Origin of the sequence: Streptomyces sp. NPDC032472, from assembly GCF_040636955.1 — a bacterium.
Lineage (GTDB): Bacteria > Actinomycetota > Actinomycetes > Streptomycetales > Streptomycetaceae > Streptomyces.
In genome coordinates this window covers 97,371-115,564 of sequence record NZ_JBEZVK010000023.1, presented here as the reverse complement: position 1 = coordinate 115,564, position 18,194 = coordinate 97,371, and the positions used below count along the sequence as shown (strand labels likewise).

At 74.9% G+C, this 18,194-nt stretch carries 16 protein-coding genes; 8 read left to right on the top strand and 8 right to left on the bottom strand.

From position 1 onward, the window contains the following. Nucleotides 1-336 precede the first annotated feature (336 nt). Nucleotides 337-1,437 (bottom strand): DUF5925 domain-containing protein, encoded by a 1,101-nt coding sequence (locus AB0F11_RS18160; RefSeq protein ID WP_362174300.1) that lies wholly within the window; start codon nt 1,435-1,437, stop codon nt 337-339. A gap of 224 nt (nt 1,438-1,661) precedes the next feature. Here AB0F11_RS18160 and AB0F11_RS18155 point away from each other — a divergent pair, with 224 nt between their 5' ends. Further along, nucleotides 1,662-2,483, top strand: a complete 822-nt coding sequence (locus AB0F11_RS18155; RefSeq protein ID WP_362174297.1) for an SGNH/GDSL hydrolase family protein — start codon at nt 1,662-1,664, stop codon at nt 2,481-2,483. Nucleotides 2,484-2,516: 33 nt separating this feature from the next. On the opposite strand, the gene AB0F11_RS18150 is transcribed toward AB0F11_RS18155, so the two are convergent. After that, complete coding sequence (locus tag AB0F11_RS18150) at nt 2,517-4,244, bottom strand: serine/threonine-protein kinase (RefSeq protein WP_362174294.1); 1,728 nt, start codon at nt 4,242-4,244, stop codon at nt 2,517-2,519. A 282-nt stretch (nt 4,245-4,526) separates the two neighbouring features. Here AB0F11_RS18150 and AB0F11_RS18145 point away from each other — a divergent pair, with 282 nt between their 5' ends. Further along, nucleotides 4,527-4,796 (top strand): hypothetical protein, encoded by a 270-nt coding sequence (locus AB0F11_RS18145; protein WP_078628425.1) that lies wholly within the window; start codon nt 4,527-4,529, stop codon nt 4,794-4,796. A 36-nt stretch (nt 4,797-4,832) separates the two neighbouring features. Here the strand turns inward: AB0F11_RS18145 and AB0F11_RS18140 are convergent, their stop codons facing one another. The 3 genes from AB0F11_RS18140 to AB0F11_RS18130 all read right to left on the bottom strand — a co-directional run bounded on the left by AB0F11_RS18140 (nt 4,833) and on the right by AB0F11_RS18130 (nt 7,983). Then, nucleotides 4,833-6,050, bottom strand: a complete 1,218-nt coding sequence (locus AB0F11_RS18140; protein ID WP_362174290.1) for a CaiB/BaiF CoA-transferase family protein — start codon at nt 6,048-6,050, stop codon at nt 4,833-4,835. 122 nt (nt 6,051-6,172) lie between these two features. Beyond that, nucleotides 6,173-6,967, bottom strand: a complete 795-nt coding sequence (locus AB0F11_RS18135) for an ABC transporter permease (RefSeq protein WP_362174287.1) — start codon at nt 6,965-6,967, stop codon at nt 6,173-6,175. Next, the gene (locus AB0F11_RS18130; RefSeq protein WP_362174284.1) at nt 6,964-7,983 is read right to left on the bottom strand and encodes an ATP-binding cassette domain-containing protein; all 1,020 of its coding nucleotides are present in this window, start codon (nt 7,981-7,983) and stop codon (nt 6,964-6,966) included. The genes AB0F11_RS18135 and AB0F11_RS18130 overlap by 4 nt, the downstream gene beginning before the upstream one ends. A 63-nt stretch (nt 7,984-8,046) precedes the next feature. Here AB0F11_RS18130 and AB0F11_RS18125 point away from each other — a divergent pair, with 63 nt between their 5' ends. After that, complete coding sequence (locus AB0F11_RS18125) at nt 8,047-8,775, top strand: TetR/AcrR family transcriptional regulator C-terminal domain-containing protein (protein WP_362174281.1); 729 nt, start codon at nt 8,047-8,049, stop codon at nt 8,773-8,775. Between the two features lie 80 nt (nt 8,776-8,855). Here the strand turns inward: AB0F11_RS18125 and AB0F11_RS18120 are convergent, their stop codons facing one another. Next, nucleotides 8,856-9,989, bottom strand: coding sequence for a type ISP restriction/modification enzyme (locus tag AB0F11_RS18120; RefSeq protein WP_362174317.1), 1,134 nt, complete (start codon nt 9,987-9,989; stop codon nt 8,856-8,858). Nucleotides 9,990-10,177: 188 nt separating this feature from the next. Here AB0F11_RS18120 and AB0F11_RS18115 point away from each other — a divergent pair, with 188 nt between their 5' ends. After that, entirely contained in the window at nt 10,178-10,342 is a 165-nt protein-coding gene (locus AB0F11_RS18115; protein ID WP_361912392.1) for a hypothetical protein, read from the top strand. A gap of 89 nt (nt 10,343-10,431) precedes the next feature. Here the strand turns inward: AB0F11_RS18115 and AB0F11_RS18110 are convergent, their stop codons facing one another. Beyond that, nucleotides 10,432-11,181 carry a GntR family transcriptional regulator gene (locus AB0F11_RS18110; RefSeq protein ID WP_362174279.1) on the bottom strand — a complete coding sequence of 250 codons (750 nt, stop codon included), beginning with the start codon at nt 11,179-11,181 and terminating at the stop codon, nt 10,432-10,434. A gap of 67 nt (nt 11,182-11,248) precedes the next feature. Next, complete coding sequence (gene hmgA, locus AB0F11_RS18105) at nt 11,249-12,562, bottom strand: homogentisate 1,2-dioxygenase (protein ID WP_362174277.1); 1,314 nt, start codon at nt 12,560-12,562, stop codon at nt 11,249-11,251. Between the two features lie 182 nt (nt 12,563-12,744). On the opposite strand from hmgA, the gene AB0F11_RS18100 reads away from it, so the two are divergent. The 4 genes from AB0F11_RS18100 to AB0F11_RS18085 all read left to right on the top strand — a co-directional run bounded on the left by AB0F11_RS18100 (nt 12,745) and on the right by AB0F11_RS18085 (nt 18,141). After that, entirely contained in the window at nt 12,745-14,991 is a 2,247-nt protein-coding gene (locus AB0F11_RS18100; RefSeq protein WP_362174274.1) for a right-handed parallel beta-helix repeat-containing protein, read from the top strand. Beyond that, nucleotides 14,988-15,992 (top strand): hypothetical protein, encoded by a 1,005-nt coding sequence (locus tag AB0F11_RS18095; RefSeq protein WP_362174271.1) that lies wholly within the window; start codon nt 14,988-14,990, stop codon nt 15,990-15,992. The genes AB0F11_RS18100 and AB0F11_RS18095 overlap by 4 nt, the downstream gene beginning before the upstream one ends. Nucleotides 15,993-16,177: 185 nt before the next feature. After that, the gene (locus tag AB0F11_RS18090) at nt 16,178-17,485 is read left to right on the top strand and encodes a hypothetical protein (RefSeq protein ID WP_362174314.1); all 1,308 of its coding nucleotides are present in this window, start codon (nt 16,178-16,180) and stop codon (nt 17,483-17,485) included. Nucleotides 17,486-17,520: 35 nt separating this feature from the next. Then, nucleotides 17,521-18,141 (top strand): TetR/AcrR family transcriptional regulator, encoded by a 621-nt coding sequence (locus AB0F11_RS18085; protein ID WP_362174268.1) that lies wholly within the window; start codon nt 17,521-17,523, stop codon nt 18,139-18,141. Nucleotides 18,142-18,194 lie beyond the last annotated feature (53 nt).

Here is an 18,194-nt window from a genome sequence, read left to right as displayed (position 1 = left end):
TCGCAGGGTGCAGGTGGTGCCGGTGGGGCTGGAGTTGGCGGGCTCTCGGCGGAGCCGGCTGGGCTTTGGGGCTGCGCCCCAGGCCCTGCGCCTCAAACGCCGGCGGGGCCGGAATTGCCGACCCCCCGTCGCAGGGTGCAGGTGGTGCCGGTGGGGCTGGAGTTGGCGGGCTCTCGGCGGAGCCGGCTGGGCTTTGGGGCTGCGCCCCAGGCCCTGCGCCTCAGGCGCCGACGGGGCTGTAATTGCCGGCCCCCGTCGCAGGGCGTCGGCGGGGCCGGAACCCCCGCCCCCGGGGCCCGGGGCTCAGGCGTCGGTGGGGGCAAAGCGAGCGCAGCGTCAGAGGTAGAGGCCGGCCTCCGGGTCGGTGGGTTGGGGTGGGAGCAGGGGGGACGGGCCGGTCGTGCCGCGGCGGAGGGCGAACAGTTCGGCCAGGGTGGCGCCTTCGCGGGAGACGCCCTCGTCGGTGCCGAGCCACTCCACCGCCTCGCGGTGCGTCAGCCGGCCGACCTCGATGCGGGCCAGGCAGCGCCCGGGCCGGACCACCGCCGGGTGCAGCCGCTCCAGGTCCTCGTTGGTCGTCACGCCGACCAGGACGTTGCGGCCCTGCCCCAGCAGGCCGTCCGTCAGGTTCAGCAGCCGCGACAGCGCCTGGCCCGCGGTGTGGCGGGCCTCGCCGCGGATCAGCTCGTCGCAGTCCTCCAGCAGCAGCAGCCGCCACCGCCCCTTCGCGGTGCCCTCGTCCTCGCCGATCGCGATGTCCATCAGGTAGCCCACGTCGTTGAACAGCCGCTCCGGGTCCAGGACGCAGTCCACCTGGCACCAGTCCCGCCAGGACCGGGCCAGCGTCCGCAGCGCGGAGGTCTTCCCCGTGCCCGGCGGCCCGTGCAGCAGCAGGAGCCGCCCCGCGATGTCGTCCGGGGTGATCTTCATCAGCCGGTCCATCGCCCCGGCCACCGGCGCGGTGTAGTTGGGCCGCACCTCCGCCCAGGTGCCCGCGGTGATCTGACGGGTGGTCCGGTACGGCCCGCGCCGCGGGGACACGTACCAGAACCCCATCGTGACGTTCTCCGGCTGCGGTTCGGGCTCGTCCTGCGCCCCGTCGGTGGCCTCGCCGAGCACTCCGGCGGCGAGCTCGTCGCTGACCGCCGTGACCGTCACGTCCGCGCCCCGGCTCCAGCGGGAGACGAGCACCGTCCAGCCGTCGCCCTCCGCGAGGACGGCGCTGCGGTCGGAGTCGCGGGCCGAGCGCAGCACGGTGGCCCGGGCGGGCAGCAGGGTCGCCTCCGGCTTGACCCGCTCGATGGTGACGCTGCGCGAGTACGGCTGCTCGCCGGACGCGAACCGGCCGAGGAACAGCGCGTCCACGACGTCCGAAGGTGAATCGCTGTCGTCGACATTGAGCCGGATCGGCAGTGCGTCCTGCGGGTTGGCTGACATGGCGCCCATGATCCGGCACGAAGTGGCCCCGTGCACCCGTGTTTCCCCGGATCGGGTGCCCGGGTTCCCCCTTCAAACGCGGTGGCCGTGAAGATTCCGGGCGCAAGTCTGCGCCGAACCTCCTTGGCATGGACACTTCCAGCGCATCCCGGCTCCTTGTACCACGGACTCAGGAGCCACCCAACTCCTGAGTAACCCCCCCACCTCCCCCCACGGAGCCGCACATGCCTCTGCGACGCCCGCGCCGCCTGCCGCGCATCGCCGCCTGGACCTCCTCCCTGTTACTCGCCGCCGGCGCCGCCCTGTTCGGCGCGGGACAAGCAACCGCCGCCACGGCCGACTTCGGCTACGTCGCCCTCGGCGACTCGTACTCCTCCGGCGTCGGCGCCGGGAACTACGACAGTGCGAGCGGCGCCTGCAAGCGCACCTCGCGCGCCTACCCCGCCCTGTGGGCGGCCGCCCACAGCCCTCAGTCCTTCGCCTTCACCGCCTGCTCGGGCGCCCGCACCGGTGACGTGCTCTCCGGTCAGCTCGGCCCGCTGAACTCCGGCACCGACCTCGTCAGCATCACCATCGGCGGCAACGACGCCGGGTTCTCCGACGTCATGACGACCTGTGTGCTCCAGTCCGAGTCCTCCTGCATCAGCCGCGTCAACCAGGCCAAGGCCTACGTCGACACCACCCTCCCCGGCCAGCTCAACCAGGTCTACGACGCCATCCGCGGCCGCGCGCCCGGCGCCCACGTCGTCGTCCTCGGCTACCCCCGCTTCTACAAGCTGAACGGCTCCTGCATCGCCGGCCTCACCGAGGGCGAGCGCTCCGCCATCAACGATGCGGCCGACTACCTGAACGCGGCCATCGCCAAGCGCGCCGCCGACCACGGCTTCACCTTCGCCTCGGTCGTCGGCGCCTTCACCGGTCACGAGATCTGCTCCGCCAGCCCGTGGCTGCACAGCGTCAACTGGACCAACATCGGCGAGTCGTACCACCCCACCGCCGCCGGGCAGTCCGGCGGCTACCTGCCCGTCTTCACCGGCGCGGCCTGACCGGCTCCGTCCGTACGGCGCACGCCGCGGCCGTCACGGCGCGGGCTCCGCGGCCGGCGGCGGTGACACCGTGGCGGCCGGCGAACCGCTCGCACCGGGGGAGGAGGCCCCGCCCGTCGGGGTCTCCTTCTCGCAGGTCACGGAGTACTCCACCCAGGCGGACACCGCCTGCGCCGCCCCGCGCACCTCCAGCCGGACCGCGTCCTCGAAGGTCGCCGCCGGGTAGTACGTGAGCGCGGTGTGCTCCAGCTCCCGGCTCGCGGGCCCGTCCGCCTCAAAGGTGACGGACTGCCAGCCGGTGCCGGAGTTCGCGACGCCGCTGCGGGTCGCCCACCGGTACTCCAGCGCGGCGGGCCCGCGGTCCACCTGGACCGTCCCGGTGAAGGCCGGCGCCCGCGAGGCGGCCGGCGGACAGCTCCCGCGGTAGTCGGCCCGTACGGCGTGCACGGCCACCGTGACGTGCGGCGCGGCCGGCGCCGAGGCCGAGGGTGAAGGGGACGCCGAGGCCGAGGCGGACGAGGGCGCCTGGCCCCCCGACTGCCCCGCCGAGGCCGACGCCGAAGCGGAGGCCGAGGTGGCCGCACCGCCCGCGTGCCCGCCCGACCCCTTCCCGGCCGCACCCCAGCCGTCCTTGAACAGCAGCCAGACCAGGATCCCGACCGCCAGCAGCAGCGCCACGATCCCGGCGGTCAGCACCGCCCCGGCCCGCCCGGAGCCGCCCGAGCCGCCCGAGCCGCCCGGGCCGGCCGCCGGAGCCGTACCGGCCGCGCCGGGCCCGGGCAGCGGTGCGGTCCCGGACACCGGCGCCGGCACCGGCATGGGCAGCGGCGGTGTCGCCCCCGCCCCCGCCGCCCCCGCGACGGCCGTCGGCGACTGCGGCTCCGACACCGGCCCGCCCGCATCCCGTACGGTCCCGCCCGCCCCGATGATCCGCAGCATCCGGGCCGCCTCCGCCGCCGGGAGCCGGTCGTCGGGGTCCTTGCGCAGCAGCCCCTCCAGTACGGGCGCCAGCGGCCCGGCCCGGCGCGGCGGCGGCAACTCCTCGTCCACCACGGCCCGCAGTGTGGACAGCGGCGTGTCCTGCCGGAACGGCGAGACGCCCTCCACGGCGGCGTACAGCAGCACCCCGAGCGACCACAGGTCGGACGCGGGGCCCGGCTCCCGCCCGAGCGCCCGCTCCGGCGCGAGGAACTCGGGGGAGCCCACCACCTCGCCGGTCATCGTGAGCGCCGAGGAGCCCTCCAGGCGGGCGATCCCGAAGTCGCTCAGCACCACCCGGCCGTCGTTGGCCAGCAGCACGTTGGCGGGCTTGACGTCCCGGTGCAGCACGCCCGCCTCGTGCGCCGACCGCAGCGCGGACAGGACCTGCTCGCCGAGGTGCGCGGCCCGCTGCGGGGTGAGCGGGCCCTCCGCCTCCAGGACCTCGGCCAGCGACAGCCCGCGGACCAGCTCCATCACGATCCAGGGCCGGCCCTCCTCGGTGACCACGTCGTAGACCGTGACGACCCCGCGGTGCGAGACCCGGGCCGCCGCCCAGGCCTCCCGTTCGAGCCGGCGGTACATCCGCCCGACCTCGGCGCCGTCCAGCCCGGCCGGGGCCCGTACCTCCTTGACGGCCACCTCGCGGGCCAGGACCTCGTCGCGGGCCCGCCACACGATGCCCATGCCGCCCCGGCCCAGCAGGCCGAGCAGCCGGTACCGGCCCGAGACGACGCGGCCGGAGCCCTCTTCCGCGTCCGTCCCGCCGATGCTGTCAGTCACGCGAGCCCCCAGGTGAGTCCGATGAGTCATCGGGCGGTCACTCCAAGTTAGCGCAGCGCGCGCCGCCCCGCCCCTGCCGCGACGGGACTCGTCCCCCGGCTTCCCTGAAACCCCCTCAGGAGCCGCCGTGCGTGCGGAGAGTAATCGTCGACTCCGCTGAGTAATCGTCAACTCCCCGTCCACATAGGGGTAATTCACACCACCGGGATACCCGAGGACGTAGCGGGGGCGATAGGGTTACCCTGCCCGGGCCGGGTGCCCTCGTACGGGTGGGGAGAGATCATGGAACAGATAGCAATGCGCAGCAGGCCGCCACGCGTGCCTGCCATCACCTGCGGCAGCAGTGCGACCAGCTCGCGCCTCGACCGCCACCTCGCCGTGCTCGGCGGGCCTGCCGTCCCGCACCGCGAGACCGCCGAGGCGACCCTGCTGATGCGCGAACTCACGTCCCGCGACCACACGCACCGTCTGCGGAGCCGGAGCGCGCGCGTGTCGCTCTTCGCGCCGCTGCGCCGGCTGCGTCGCTCGCTCTTCGGCAGCCGCCGTTCGTAAGAACTGTCCCCGACCCCGAGAAGTTTCGCCCCGGCCCTACGCAACCACACCTTCCCGGCGCAGTGTCGTGATCTGCGCGCCCGTCATCCCCAGGGCGCGCAGCAGGGCCTCGGTGTGTTCGCCGAGCGCCGGCACCGCACCCATGCGCGGTGCCGCGCCCCCCGGCAGTCCGATCGGCGGCAGCAGCGCCCGCAGCGGACCGGCCGGTGATCCCACCTCCCGCCAGCGGTCGCGCGCCGCCAGCTGCGGGTGCCGTGCGAGCTGGTCCACCGAGTTCAGGCGGGCGCAGGCGATGCCCGCCGCCTCCAGCCGACCGATCGCCTCGCCGGCGTCGAGCCGGGCCAGCGCCTCGGCCACCACGGCGTCGGTCTTCTCCCGGCCGCGGGTGCGCGCCGCGTTCGTCGCGTACGCCGGGTCCTCGGCCAACTCCGGCCGCTCCAGCACCTGTTCGGCGAGCCGCCGCCATTCGCGGTCGTTCTGTACGGACAGCAGCACCCGGTCGCCGTCCGCCGTCGGGTAGGCGTCGTACGGGGCGATCACCGCGTGCGCGAGGCCCGTGCGCGCGGGCTGGCGGCCGCCGTGCATCGTGTGGTGCAGCGGGTGCCCCATCCACTCGGCGAGCGCGTCGAGCATGGAGACCTCCACCCGGCCCCCGCGCCCGGTGACCCCGCGCCGCACCAGCGCCGCGAGGACGCCCGAGAAGGCGTACATGGCCGCCGCGATGTCCGCGGCCGGGATGCCCGCCTTGACCGGCTGCTCGGGAGTGCCCGTCACCGAGACCAGGCCCGCCTCGCACTGCACGAGCATGTCGTAGGCGCGCTTGTGCGCGTACGGGCCTTCCGCGCCGTAGCCGGAGACGTCCACCGCGATCAGCCGCGGGTGGCGCGCGCACAGCGCGGCCGAGTCCAGGCCGAGTCGGGCGGCGGCGCCGTGGGCGAGGTTCTGCACGAACACGTCGGCGCCGTCGAGCAGGCCGTGCAGGATCTCCAGGCCGCGCGGGTCCTTCAGGTCCAGCGCGATGGACTCCTTGCCGCGGTTGGCCCACACGAAATGCGAGGCGAGCCCGCCCGCGGCCGTGTCGTAGGCCCGGGCGAAGTCGCCGCCGTCGGGCCGCTCCACCTTCACCACCCGGGCGCCGAGGTCGGCGAGCTGCCGGGTGGCGAACGGCGCCGAGACCGCCTGCTCGACGGCGACGACGGTGACCCCTTCGAGGGGCAGCGGATCCACGGGCTGCGGGTGCGTGTCAGGTGCCATGGGGCCTGCCTACCGGCTCGGACCCCGCCCTGTCACCGGGTCCGGTGCCGGTATCCGGTGCTTCGTGTGGAATTTCCGCGTCCCGTGGGGCCGCCGTCGGTCGGTCGGTCTGCTCCGGCGCGTCAGTCCCGGCCGCGGGCGAAGCGGCGAGTGGCCGGCGGCGCGAAGAGGACCAGCAGGAGCAGCGACCAGGCGACGGCGCCCGCGACGGGGTGGGCCGCCGGCCAGGCGGCTCCCGCGGCGGCCTCGCCGCCCGCGTTCCCGCACAGCGCCCGCACCGCGGTGGCGACGGAGCTGATCGGGTTCCACTCCGCGACCGTGCGCAGCCAGCCGGGCAGCCCGGCGGTCGGCAGGTACGCGCTGGACAGCATCGGCAGGACGAAGGTGGAGCTGCCGAGCTGCCCGGCCGCCTCCTCGCTCTTGCTGAGCAGGCCGAGGTACGTGCCCACCCAGGCGGTCGCGAACCGGAACAGCATCAGCACGCCCAGCGCCCCGAGCGCGCCCGGCAGTCCGTTCTCGATCCGCCAGCCCATGGCGAGGCCCACCAGCATCAGCGGCACCAGCGACACCGCCGTGGTCAGCAGATCGGCGGCCGTCTGCCCGAGCGGCACCGCGGCGCGACTCATCGGGAGCGTGCGGAAACGGTCCATCACCCCGCGGTGGGCGTCCTGCGCGGCCGTGAACATGCCCGTCATCAGCCCGTTCGCGGCGGTCGCGGCCAGCAGCCCGGGCACCAGGAACTCGCGGTACTCCGAGCCGGGCATGGCGAGCGCGCTGCCGAACACGTAGCCGAAGAACAGCAGCATCATGATCGGCATGGTCTGGGTGAGGACCAGCAGCGCGGGCGCGTGCCGGGCCTTCTGGAGCTGGCGGGTGAGGACGGCGGCGCCGTCCGACAGCAGGGCGGCGGCGCTCATGCGGCGGGCTCCTTCGCGGTGAGGGGCGCGGGCGCGCCCGGGGTGTCGTCGGCTCCGGTGGCGCCGTGTCCGGCCTCGCGGACGCGGGTCAGGCGCAGGAACACCTCGTCGAGGGTGGGCGGGCGCAGGCTCGCGTCGGTGACCGGGATCCCGGCGGTGTCGAGGGCGCGGATGATCCGGGGCAGGGTCAGCGCGTGGTCCAGGACGGTGACCCCGGCGGTCAGCCGCTCCGCGTCGAGCACGGGCCGGCCGCCGGTGAGCTGGTCGAGGACCACGGCCGCGCCCGCGAGCGCGGCGGGCTCGGCGACGGTGACCTCGGCGTGGGCGCCGATCCGGGCCTTGAGCTCGGCGGGGGTGCCCGTGGCGGCGGCCCGGCCGCGGTCGACGACCACGATGTCGTCGGCGAGGCGGTCGGCCTCCTCCAGGTACTGGGTGGTGAGCAGGACCGTCGTCCCCTCGTCGGCGAGGGCGCGCACCGCCGTCCAGATGTGCTCGCGGGCTGCCGGGTCGAGGCCGGTGGTCGGTTCGTCGAGGAAGAGCACCCGGGGCCGGGTGATCAGCCCCGCGGCCAGGTCCAGGCGCCGGCGCATGCCGCCGGACCAGGTGGAGGCCACCCGGTCGGCCGCCTCGTCCAGCCCGAAGCGGTCGAGCAGCTCGTCGGCGCGGGCCCGCCCCGGCGCGCCGCGCAGGCCGGCGAGCCGGGCGAACAGCCGCAGGTTCTCCCGGCCCGTCAGGTCCCCGTCGACCGAGGCGTACTGGCCGGTGACCCCGATCGCCCGGCGGACGGCCTCCCCGGCGCGCACGACGTCGTGTCCGGCGACCAGGGCGCGGCCGGCGGAGGGCCGGGTGAGCGTGGTGAGGATGCGGACGGCGGTGGTCTTGCCCGCGCCGTTGGGGCCGAGGAGGCCGCAGACCGTGCCCTCGGGGACCGCGAGGTCGAGGCCGCGCAGCGCATGGACCTCACCGAAGCGCTTCTCCAGGCCCTCACTCAGTACAGCGTACGTAGTTGTTGTCATGGGCGGCACCCTAGCGCATTACGTACGGCGTACGTAACTAGGATGGTGGCGAGGTGATGACCGATGACAGCCAGCGGGCGACCCGCTGAACCCGAGGTGATCTGGGCCCGCCCGCAGCGCGCCGGCCGCGGCCCGCGGCCCGCGCACACCCGCGGGTCGATCGCGGCCGAGGCGGTGCGGATCGCCGACGCGGAGGGGATCGACGCCGTCTCCATGCGGCGGGTGGCGGCCGGGATCGGCGCCGGGACGATGTCCCTGTACAACTACGTGCCGCGCAAGGAGGACCTGTACGAGCTGATGGTCGACGCGGTCAGCGGCGAGTACGAGCTGAGCCCGCCGACCGGGGACTGGCGGGCCGACCTGCTGGCCCTGGCCCGCCAGACGCGGGAGCTGATGCACCGCCACCCGTGGCTGCCCCGGCTGCTGTCGCCGGTGTACGGCTTCAGCCCCCACGCCCTGCGCTACCTGGAGCACAGCCTGGACTGCCTGGCCCCGCTGGAGGTGTCCGGCGGGGAGAAGCTGGAGCTCGTCGCCGCGGTCAACGGGACGGCGGCGACCTTCGTGGCGAACGAGCTCGCCCTCGCCGAGCGGGCCCGCTCGCTGCCGTGGAGCGAGGCCGCCGAGGAGGGCGTACGGATGGCCTGGCTGGGCTCCCGCCTGGCGAGCGGTGACTACCCGCGGCTCGCGCAGGCCCTCGCCGACAGCCACCCGGTGACCGAGGCGACCGCCGACATGGCCGCTGTCTTCGACCGCCTGGTGACCCGGCTGCTGGAGGCCTGGGACCGGACCTGAGGGCCGGGGGCCGGGGGCCGAGGGCCGAGGGCCGCGGGCTGAGGCGGCCGGAACCCCGGGCGGCGGAGGCCCGCGGCCTGTCAGAGCAGGGCGAACTGGCCGCCCGGGCCCTCCTCCTGGTGGTCCAGCACCGATGCCGGACGGCGGGCCCAGTCCGGCACCGGCAGCACCCCGGCGGCCGCCAGCTCGCCGCGCGTGAGCGGCGGCCCGGCCGTGAAGGCCTCCCGCTCCCCGGCCAGCCCGGCCAGCAGGGCGAGGGTGGTCACCAGGGCCAGCAGCTCCGAGGTCCAGGCCTGCGGCCACTGGGCCGGGCCCAGCGCGTCCAGGCCCTCGGCCTGCGGGTCCCGGTGCGCGCAGCGGGCCGCGAACCAGGCCTGCAGCACCCGCGTCCCGCCCTGCACCTCGTACTCCCAGGCCTCCCGCGGCACCGGCGAGACCGTGCCCGCCCCGAGGCTCAGCGTCTCGGTCTCCGGGTCGTACTCCAGCGCGCCGGGCCAGGCCCCGACCGCGGAGCGGACGTACGGCCGGCGCCCGCCCGGCAGCCGCGGCGCCTCGCCCCCGGGCCCGCCGCGCAGCTGGACCGCGAGCAGCCGCCGGCCCAGCTCCACCCCGGCCCGCCAGACCTCGGGATCCGCCGTGAGGGGGACCTCGTACCCGCGCAGGCCCGGCCGGCCCGCGGCGAGGATCCAGCACAGCACGTCCCGCGGGGCGACCGGGGCGCCGTAGCGCTCGGCCAGCAGCGCCGGCAGGCCCGGCGCGAGGTTCGGCTCGGCCCCGCCGGGGCGGCGGTACAGCGGGCGGATCCCGCCGATCCGGCCGACCGGCAGGTGCGCGGTGGCCAGCAGGCCCGCGCCCGGGGTCTCGACCGCGAAGAGCTGGTGCCCGTCCCGGACCCGCCACAGCTGCGGCCGGGCGGTGTCGATCAGCCGCTGGTCGGGCAGCAGCCACTGCTCGTCGAAGGGGGCGCGCAGCACCCGTACGGGCTCCGGGCAGGGGCCGGGCGCGTCGGCGAAGCCGGAGGTGGAGGCGGAGCGCTGGCCGGGCAGCGCGGCCGCCCCGGCGGTGGCCGACCGGAGCCGGGTCGGCCGGAACAGCCGCTCCTGCTCCGCGGCTTCGGCGCCGGCCAGGACCGCCCAGCGGGTGCGCAGGGTCGCCGGATCGGGGGCGGCGACCCAGTCGCGGCCCAGGCGCGGGCCGCTCACGGCCCAGGGCATCAGCTCGTCCAGCAGCAGGGCCGGCAGCGGTAGGTCAGCGCTCACCCGGCAGATGGTAGCGACGGGCCCCGGCGGCCGCGGCGGCCCGCGCAGCTGTGTCCGGACCGAAGCGTTACGCTCCTTATGTATGGAAGATCCGCATGTGCGAAGGTCCGCATGTGCGCCTCCCGGAGAGCCGAGGAGTGGTCATGAGCCAGTACGACGAATACTCGACTCCGTCGCAGGCCGAAGGCGAACGGCTCGACGAGGACATGGACGAGAAGGAGAAGAGGGCGGCCCACCACCCCCAGACCCAGCGCACCACCCCCTCGCAGGCGGAGGGCGAGCGCAGCGCCGAGGACGACGAGAAGTAGGGCCGGGCGCGACGAGAAGCAGGCAGGGCCGGGCGCGACGAGAAGCAGGCAGGGCCGAGGGCGCCGCACAGCAGGGCTGTCGCCGGCCGTCAGTGGGCGTCGACGGTCACCGTGAAGGAGAACCGGTCGCCCCGGTACCGGATCCGCGCCACGTCCACGACCCGGCCGTCCTCGTCGTACGTGACGCCCGTGTAGTGCAGGATCGGGCTCAGCAGCGGCACGCGCAGCAGCTCCGCCGTCTCCGGGTCGGCGAGCCGCGCCTCGACCGTGTCCGTGATCCGGCTGATCCGCACCCCGACCACGTCCCGCAGCACCTTCGTCATCGGCCAGCGCACCAGGTCGTCCAGGTCGACCGCCTCCGCGATCTCCGGACGGACCGCGTTCTCCGCCCAGTTGGTCGGCTCGCCGCTCTCGCCGTCCTGGCGCAGGCGCCGGTACGTGACCACCTCGGCCGTGTCCGGGAAGTGCTCCAGCAGCTCCCCGGACACGGCCGTGCGCGCGTGGCCGAGCACCGTCGTACGGTCGCCCGACTGCTGTGCCACGATCGCGTCGACCGAGCCCAGCAGCCGCACCGGCGCCCCGCGCCGCGCGCCCGGCTCGATGAACGTGCCGCGCCGCCGGTGCCGGCTGATCAGCCCCTCGCCCTCCAGCTCCTTGAGCGCCTGCCGCATGGTCAGCACGCTCACCCCGTAGTGCTCGGCGAGCTGCTCCTCGGTGGGCAGGCGCAGCGAGGCGTCCGGCGTGCGGCCCAGTATCGAGGCGCGCAGCGACTGCGACACCTGGTACCAGAGCGGCAGCTTCCGGTTGAGCACCAGCGAATCGGGGGCGAAGGCGGTCACGGGTGGTTCTCCGTAGGGACGAGGTGTGGGGCCCGCGGCCCCTCCCGGCGGTGGCCGGGGGAGCATCTTAGGCGCGGAAGTGACGCTCCAGACCCTGCCAGACGTCGTCGTAGCCCTGCTGGAGGTGCTCGGCGCCGGCCGCCTGGGGGGTGGTCGTGATCGGCCAGCGGGTCTCGAACATGAAGGCCAGGCCGTCGTCGATCTTCTGCGGCTTCAGCTCGGCGGCGCTGGCCCGGTCGAAGGTCTCCCGGTCCGGTCCGTGGGCGGACATCATGTTGTGCAGCGAGCCGCCGCCGGGGACGAAGCCTTCGGCCTTGGCGTCGTACGCACCCTCGATCAGGCCCATGTACTCGCTCATCACGTTGCGGTGGAAGTACGGCGGGCGGAAGGTGTCCTCGCCGACCAGCCAGCGCGGGGCGAAGACCACGAAGTCCACGCCCGCCAGCCCCGGCGTGTCGGAGGGCGAGGTCAGCACCGTGAAGATCGAGGGGTCCGGGTGGTCGTAGCTGATGGAGCCCAGGACGTTGAAACGGCGCAGGTCGTAGACGTACGGGGTGTGCGTGCCGTACCAGGCCACCACGTCCAGGGGGGAGTGGTCGTAGGTGGCGGACCACAGGTTGCCGCAGAACTTGTTGACCACCTCGGTCGGGCGGTCCTCGTCCTCGTACGCCGCCACCGGGGCCCGGAAGTCGCGGGCATTGGCCAGGCCGTTGGCGCCGATGGGGCCGAGGTTCGGCAGCTCGAACGGCTGGCCGTAGTTCTCGCAGACGTACCCGCGCGCGTCGTCGTCGAGCAGCTCGACGCGGAAGCGGACGCCGCGCGGGATCAGGGCGACCTCGCCGGGGCGGGCGGCGAGCAGGCCGAGCTCGGTGCGCAGCAGCAGGCCGCCGCGCTCGGGGACGATCAGCAGCTCGCCGTCGGAGTCGCTGAACACCCGGTCGGTCATGTCGGCGTTGGCGGCGTAGAGGTGGATGGCCATGCCGGTGCGCTGGGTGGCGTCGCCGTTGCCGCCGAGCGTCCACAGGCCGGCCAGGAAGTCGGTGCCGGTGGCCGGGGCGGGCAGCGGGTTCCAGCGCAGGCGGTTGGGGTCGGCCTCGGCGTCGGTGAACGGCGCGGTGCGCAGGGCGCCGTTGTCGGTGCGGGTGAACCGCGGGTGGGCGGCGGAGGGGCGGATCCGGTACAGCCAGGAGCGGCGGTTGTGGCTGCGGGGCTCGGTGAACGCGCTGCCGCTGAGCTGCTCCGCGTACAGGCCGAGGGGGGCGCGCTGGGGCGAGTTGCGGCCGTGGGGGAGTGCGCCGGGGACGGCTTCCGAGCTGTGCTCGTTGCCGAAGCCGGTGAGGTACTCCAGGGCCTCGGCCGTCTTCCTGGCCTGCTCGCTCATGAGTGCTTCCGCTCTGTCGAAGGAATCCTATGGCCGACAGTAGGATTCCCCGGCGCGCGCGTCAATGGCGTTCGGGGCCGGGGGTGGGGCGGTGGGGTCGGATGGGGTGCGCCGAGGGGGGCTCCGGATTGGGTGCGTCGCGGGGGGTCCCAAAAGATGAACATTGCTCTACTCTCTCGCGCATGTCGTGGACCTCGTGGACCTCGTGGACGTCGTGGACGTCGTGGACGTCGTGGACGTCGTGGACGTCGTGGACCCGGACCCCATGGACCCTGCGGAGCCCCCGGACCCGCAGGCTCCGGCTGCCCGCCGCCGCGCCGACGGCGCTCCTCGCCGCCGTCGCCGCCCTCCTCGCCCTCGGCGCCCTCCTCGCCGCCGCGCCCGCCGCCCGCGCGCACGAGGAGCGCCCCGTGGCCCTCCCCGACGGCTCCGGCTCCGTACCCCAGTACCGGCAGGCCGAGCCCGACCTGCTGGTCTGCAAGACCGACCGGCCCGCCTTCGAACGCCGGATCTCCGCCTTCCCCGAAGCGCTGCGGCAGCGCAACCTGGCCCTGTACGAGCGGTGCGAGAAGAGCGGCTACCGGCACCTTCAGGAGGCCGTCGACGCCGTGGACCGGCCCGGCATGAACATCGCGATCCTCCCCGGCCTGTACGAGGAGGAGCCGTCACTGCCGAAGCCGACCGGGGAGTGCGCCGCGCTGAAGGCCCCGAACTCCGCGCTCGGCTACCAGATCCTGTCCTACGAGCAGCAGGTGCAGTGCCGGCACAACCAGAACCTCGTCGCGATCCTCGGCAAGACGAACCTGCAGATCGAGGGCACGGGCGCCTCCCGCCTCGACGTGGTCATCGACGCGAAGTACCAGAAGCTGAACGCCATCCGCGCCGACAAGTCCAACGGCATCTACTTCCGCAACTTCACCGCCCAGCGCACCACCTTCAACTCCCTGTACGTCCTCGCCGGCGACGGCTTCGTCATCGACGACGTGCTGACCCGCTGGAACGACGAGTACGGCTTCCTCACCTTCGCCAGCGACCACGGGCTGTACAAGAACTGCGAGTCGTACGGCAACGGCGACTCCGGCATCTACCCGGGCAGCGCCTCGAACATCAACGACGGGCGCGGCTACGACGTGCCCCGCTACTCCATCGAGATCACCGGCTGCCGCAGCCACCACAACATGGTCGGCTACTCGGGCACCGCCGGGGACTCGGTATGGGTCCACGACAACGAGTTCGACCAGAACATGGGCGGCGCCTCCATGGACAGCGCCTTCCCCGGCCACCCCGGCCTCCCGCAGAACCACGCCCGCTTCGAGCGGAACCTGATCCACGACAACAACGCCGACTACTACCACCACGTCGCCGACGGCACCTGCGCCAAACCGCCGATCGAGCGCGGCTACGAGCAGGGCGTGGTCTGCCCGCAGATCTCCATGCCGCCCGGCACCGGGATCATCACCGCCGGCGGCAACTGGAACGTCTACGAGCACAACTGGGTGTACGGACACCGGCGCGCCGGCTTCTTCCTCTCCGCCGTGCCGGCCTTCATCCGGGGCGAGAACGCCTGGTCGAAGCAGGCCGACACCTCCCACCACAACCGGTACGCCGGCAACGTCCTGGGCCGCGACAGGTCCGGCGCCTCCCGGCCCAACGGGATGGACGTCTGGTGGGACGGCCAGGGCCGCGGCAACTGCTGGCAGTCCGGACCCGACGGCTCCACCCCGGGCGCCCTCCCGCAGTGCGGGGAGCGCCGGGGCGCGGTGTCGGGCGGCTCGGCCCGCCTGGTGGGCGAGCCCGTGAAACTCGCCCAGCTGCTCGTCTGCGCCGACTACAACGTCCAGGCCCGCCGGCTCCCGGCCGGCTGCGACTGGTACGGGGCGCGCGGCACGGCCCGCGTGGAGACCCAGATCGCCCTGGCGGTGGCGGCGGTGCTGCTCCTGGTCGGCGGGGTGCTGTGGTGGCGCCGCCTGCGCCGCTCCCGCCTGGGCACGGCGGCGACGCTGCTGGGCCTGGCCGGACTGGCCCTGGACGTGGCCGGCTCCACCCTGCCGCTCACCGCCACCGCCGTCCCGGCGCTGGCCCTGCTCCTGCTGGGCCTGTGGTGGACGGGCGCGGGCCTCGCCCTGCAGGCCGACCGCCCCTGGCTGGCGCGGCTGACCCTGCTGCTGGCGGCCCTGACCCTGCTCGACGCCTTCGACAAGGGCGTCCTGATGCTCCCCTGGACCCCCGTCGGCCCCGCCTGGCCCCGCGCCCTGGTCGCCGTGGTCTGGGCGCTGTGGGCGGTCATCGCCTCGGCCCGCCCGGGCCCGACCCCGGCCGGCCTCGACGGCCCGGGCGGCGACCCCGCCGGCGACCGGGCCCCCGTCCCCGCCCCGGCCGGCCCTGCCGCCGAAGCCACGGCAGCCCCGACCCCGCCCCCCGGAACATGACCCGGCCCACCCGCCGCGAGCACACCCCGCCGCCCGCGGGCCCGGCGGAAGGCAGCGGCGGACTCGACGACAGGAGGCCCGAGGTGCCCGCAGCAACCGCTGCCCCTGCAGCAACCGCCGTGACCGCCCGGCAGGGCGGCCGCCTGCGCACCGCCGCCCTCCTCGCCGCCGTCCTGCTGTTGGCCGGCGGCACGGCGACGGGCTGCGGCGGGCGGGCCACGACCCACCACAAGCCCGGCACCAGCCACGAGCAGGCCACCGGCAGCGTCGGCACCCTGCTCGACGCGCAGGACGGCAGCGGCCACCGGCTGCGCGAGGTCCCCGCCGAGGGCGCACCGCAGGTACGGCTCACGGTCCACCCCGACTCCGAGGACGGCTGGAACCTCCAGCTGGCGGTGGAGCGCTTCCGGTTCACCCCCGACAGCACCGGAGGCGCCGCCCTTCCCGGCGCCGGCCACGCCCACCTGGAGCTGGACGGCCGCAAGCTGGCCCGGCTGTACGGCCCCTGGTTCCACCTGCCGGCCGCGCAGGTCCCCGAGGGCGCGCACACCCTGACCGTCCGCCTCTACGCCGACGACCACACCGCCTGGGCCGTCGCCGGAAAGCCCGTCGAGGGCACGGCACCGCTCACCGCCGCCGCACCGGGCGCGTCCGCCGGCGGCCACGACCACGCCGCACCCCCGACCGGCTCGGCCCCGACCGGCCCGGCCCCGTCCGACGGGTCGGCACAGGCCGGGGCCGACCGCACGGTCACCATCACCGTGCGGGACGGCAGGGTCAGCCCCGCACCCGGCCGCACCGAGCTCAAGCGCGGCGCGCGCATCGCCCTGCGCGTCACCAGCGACCGCACGGACACCCTGCACGTCCACGGCTACGACAAGGAACTCGCCCTGCCGGCAGGCCAGGAGGCCACCCTGGTCCTGACGGCCGACCGCACCGGCCTCTTCGAGGTCGAGACCCACGCCTCCCGCCTCGTCCTGACCCAGCTCCTCGTCCGATGACCCCGCCGACGCCGGCAGGGCAGGCGGTGCCGCCGGAGGCGCTCGCCGGACCCCTGCCGGCCGCTGCGCCCCTGCGCATTCCCGTCCTCGGTCACGGTGGCGTGCTTCACCCCCGTGCCGTCCTCGCCCCCGTTCCCGTGCTCGGCCCCGGGCCCGGCGCGGGCGTCGGTGGGGGCGGCCAGGGCGTGGTCCTTCACCCGGCCGACCCGCTCACCGCGCTCGCGCACGGGATCGGCTCCCAGCACGATCTGCCGATCTCTCCCTTCTACGCATTCGCCGGCGCCTTCACCGCACTGTTCGTCTCCTTCCTCGCCCTCGCCCTGCTGTGGTCCGCGTCCCGGTTCCACGGAGACCGGTCGGGCCTCGCCCTGCCCGTCGGCCTCCAGCGGGCCGCCGACGCTCCCGTCACCCGCGCCGCCCTGCGCGGGCTGGGCCTCGCCGTCTTCCTCGCGCTCGTCACCTCCCTTCTCCTCCGTCCCGACGACCCCGCCCGCAACCCCGGCCCCGGCGCCGTCTACGTCCTGTTCTGGGTGGGCCTCGTACCCGCCTCCCTCCTCCTCGGCCCCGTCTGGGGGCTCCTCAACCCGCTGCGGACCCTGCACCGGGCGCTGCACCGCCTGCTGCCCCGCACCCGGCGCCGCCGACCCGCCCCGCTCCCCGCACGGCTCGGCCAATGGCCTGCCGCCGCCGGACTGTTCGGCTTCACCTGGCTCGAACTCGTCGCCCCCGATCCCGCATCCACCACCACCCTTCTGACCGCTCTTGCCCTCCACACCGCCTGCCAACTCGCCCTCGCCGCCCGCTTCGGCGAGCGCTGGTTCGCCGACGGAGACCCGTTCGAGGCCTACTCCGCCCTGCTGGCCCGGCTCTCCCCGCTCGGCCGGCGCACCGACGGCCGCCTCGTCCTGCGCAACCCCTTCCACGGACTCGACGCGACGCCCGAGCGGCCCGGACTCGTCGCCACCGTCTGCGTCCTGCTCGGCTCCACCGCCTACGACGGCTACAGCGACAACCCTTCCTGGATCGGCACCCTGCAGACCTCCCCCCTCGGCCGCACCCCCACGGCCACCCTCGGCCTCCTGGCCTCCATCGCACTCGTCGCCACCCTGTACTGCCTGTGCGCCGCGGCCACCCGTCTGGTCAGCGGCCCGCACCCCCGCCCGCTGACCGCCTTCGCGCACTCACTCGTGCCGATCGCGCTCGGCTATCTCACCGCCCATTACTTCTCCCTCCTCGTCACCGAAGGACCACGCACAGTAAGCATCGCACTGGGCACTGACAACGCCCCAGAACCCTTGCCCCCCTTGGGTTCCGGCGGCCTCGCCGCCCTCCAGGTCATCGCCGTCGTAGCCGGCCACGTACTCGGTGTGATCGCCGCCCACGACCGTTCCGTGCGCCTCTTCCCGCCCGCCCGGGCCGTCGCCGGCCAACTGCCGCTGCTCGCGCTGATGATCACGTACACCCTCGGCGGCCTCGCCCTGCTCCTGAACTGAGACCGCCGCCGTCCCCGCGCGCCGGGAGCGGCATCATGGACCCCGTGCCCCCCACCCATCCCCTGCGCCGTACGCCCGTCCAGCAGCGCAGCGCCGACCGGCTCGCCCGGATCCTCGACGCCTGCGCCGCACTCCTGGACGAGACCGGCTACGAGAACCTCAGCACCCGCGCCGTGGCCCTGCGCGCCGGAGTGCCGATCGGCTCGGTCTACCGCTTCTTTGGCAACAAGCGGGCGATGACCATCGCCCTTGCCCACCGCAACCTGGACCGCTACACCGAGGGCATCGCGGACCGCCTCGCCGAACTGCCGGGCGCCGGCTGGCGGGCCGTGGTCGACGCCGTGCTGGACGAGTACCTCGCCATGAAGCGGACGGTACCCGGCTTCGCGCTCGTCGACTTCGGCGTGCCCGCCCCGCCCGAGGAGGGGCCGGACGCCGACCCCAACCGGCACGTCGCCGTACGCCTCACCGAGCTGCTCGGCGCACACCTCGGCCTGAGCCCGGACGCCGACCTGGAGCGGGCGGTCCTCGTGGCGGTCGAGGCCACCGACGCGCTGACCAAGCTGGCCTTCCGCAGCGACCCGGCGGGCGATCCCGCGATCGTGGCCGAGATCCGGGCGATGATGCACGCCTACCTGGCCGGTGTCCTCGACTGACCCATCCCGCTTCACGGGTTGCCGCCCGTGTCCGGTCCGGGGCCGCCGGGCCC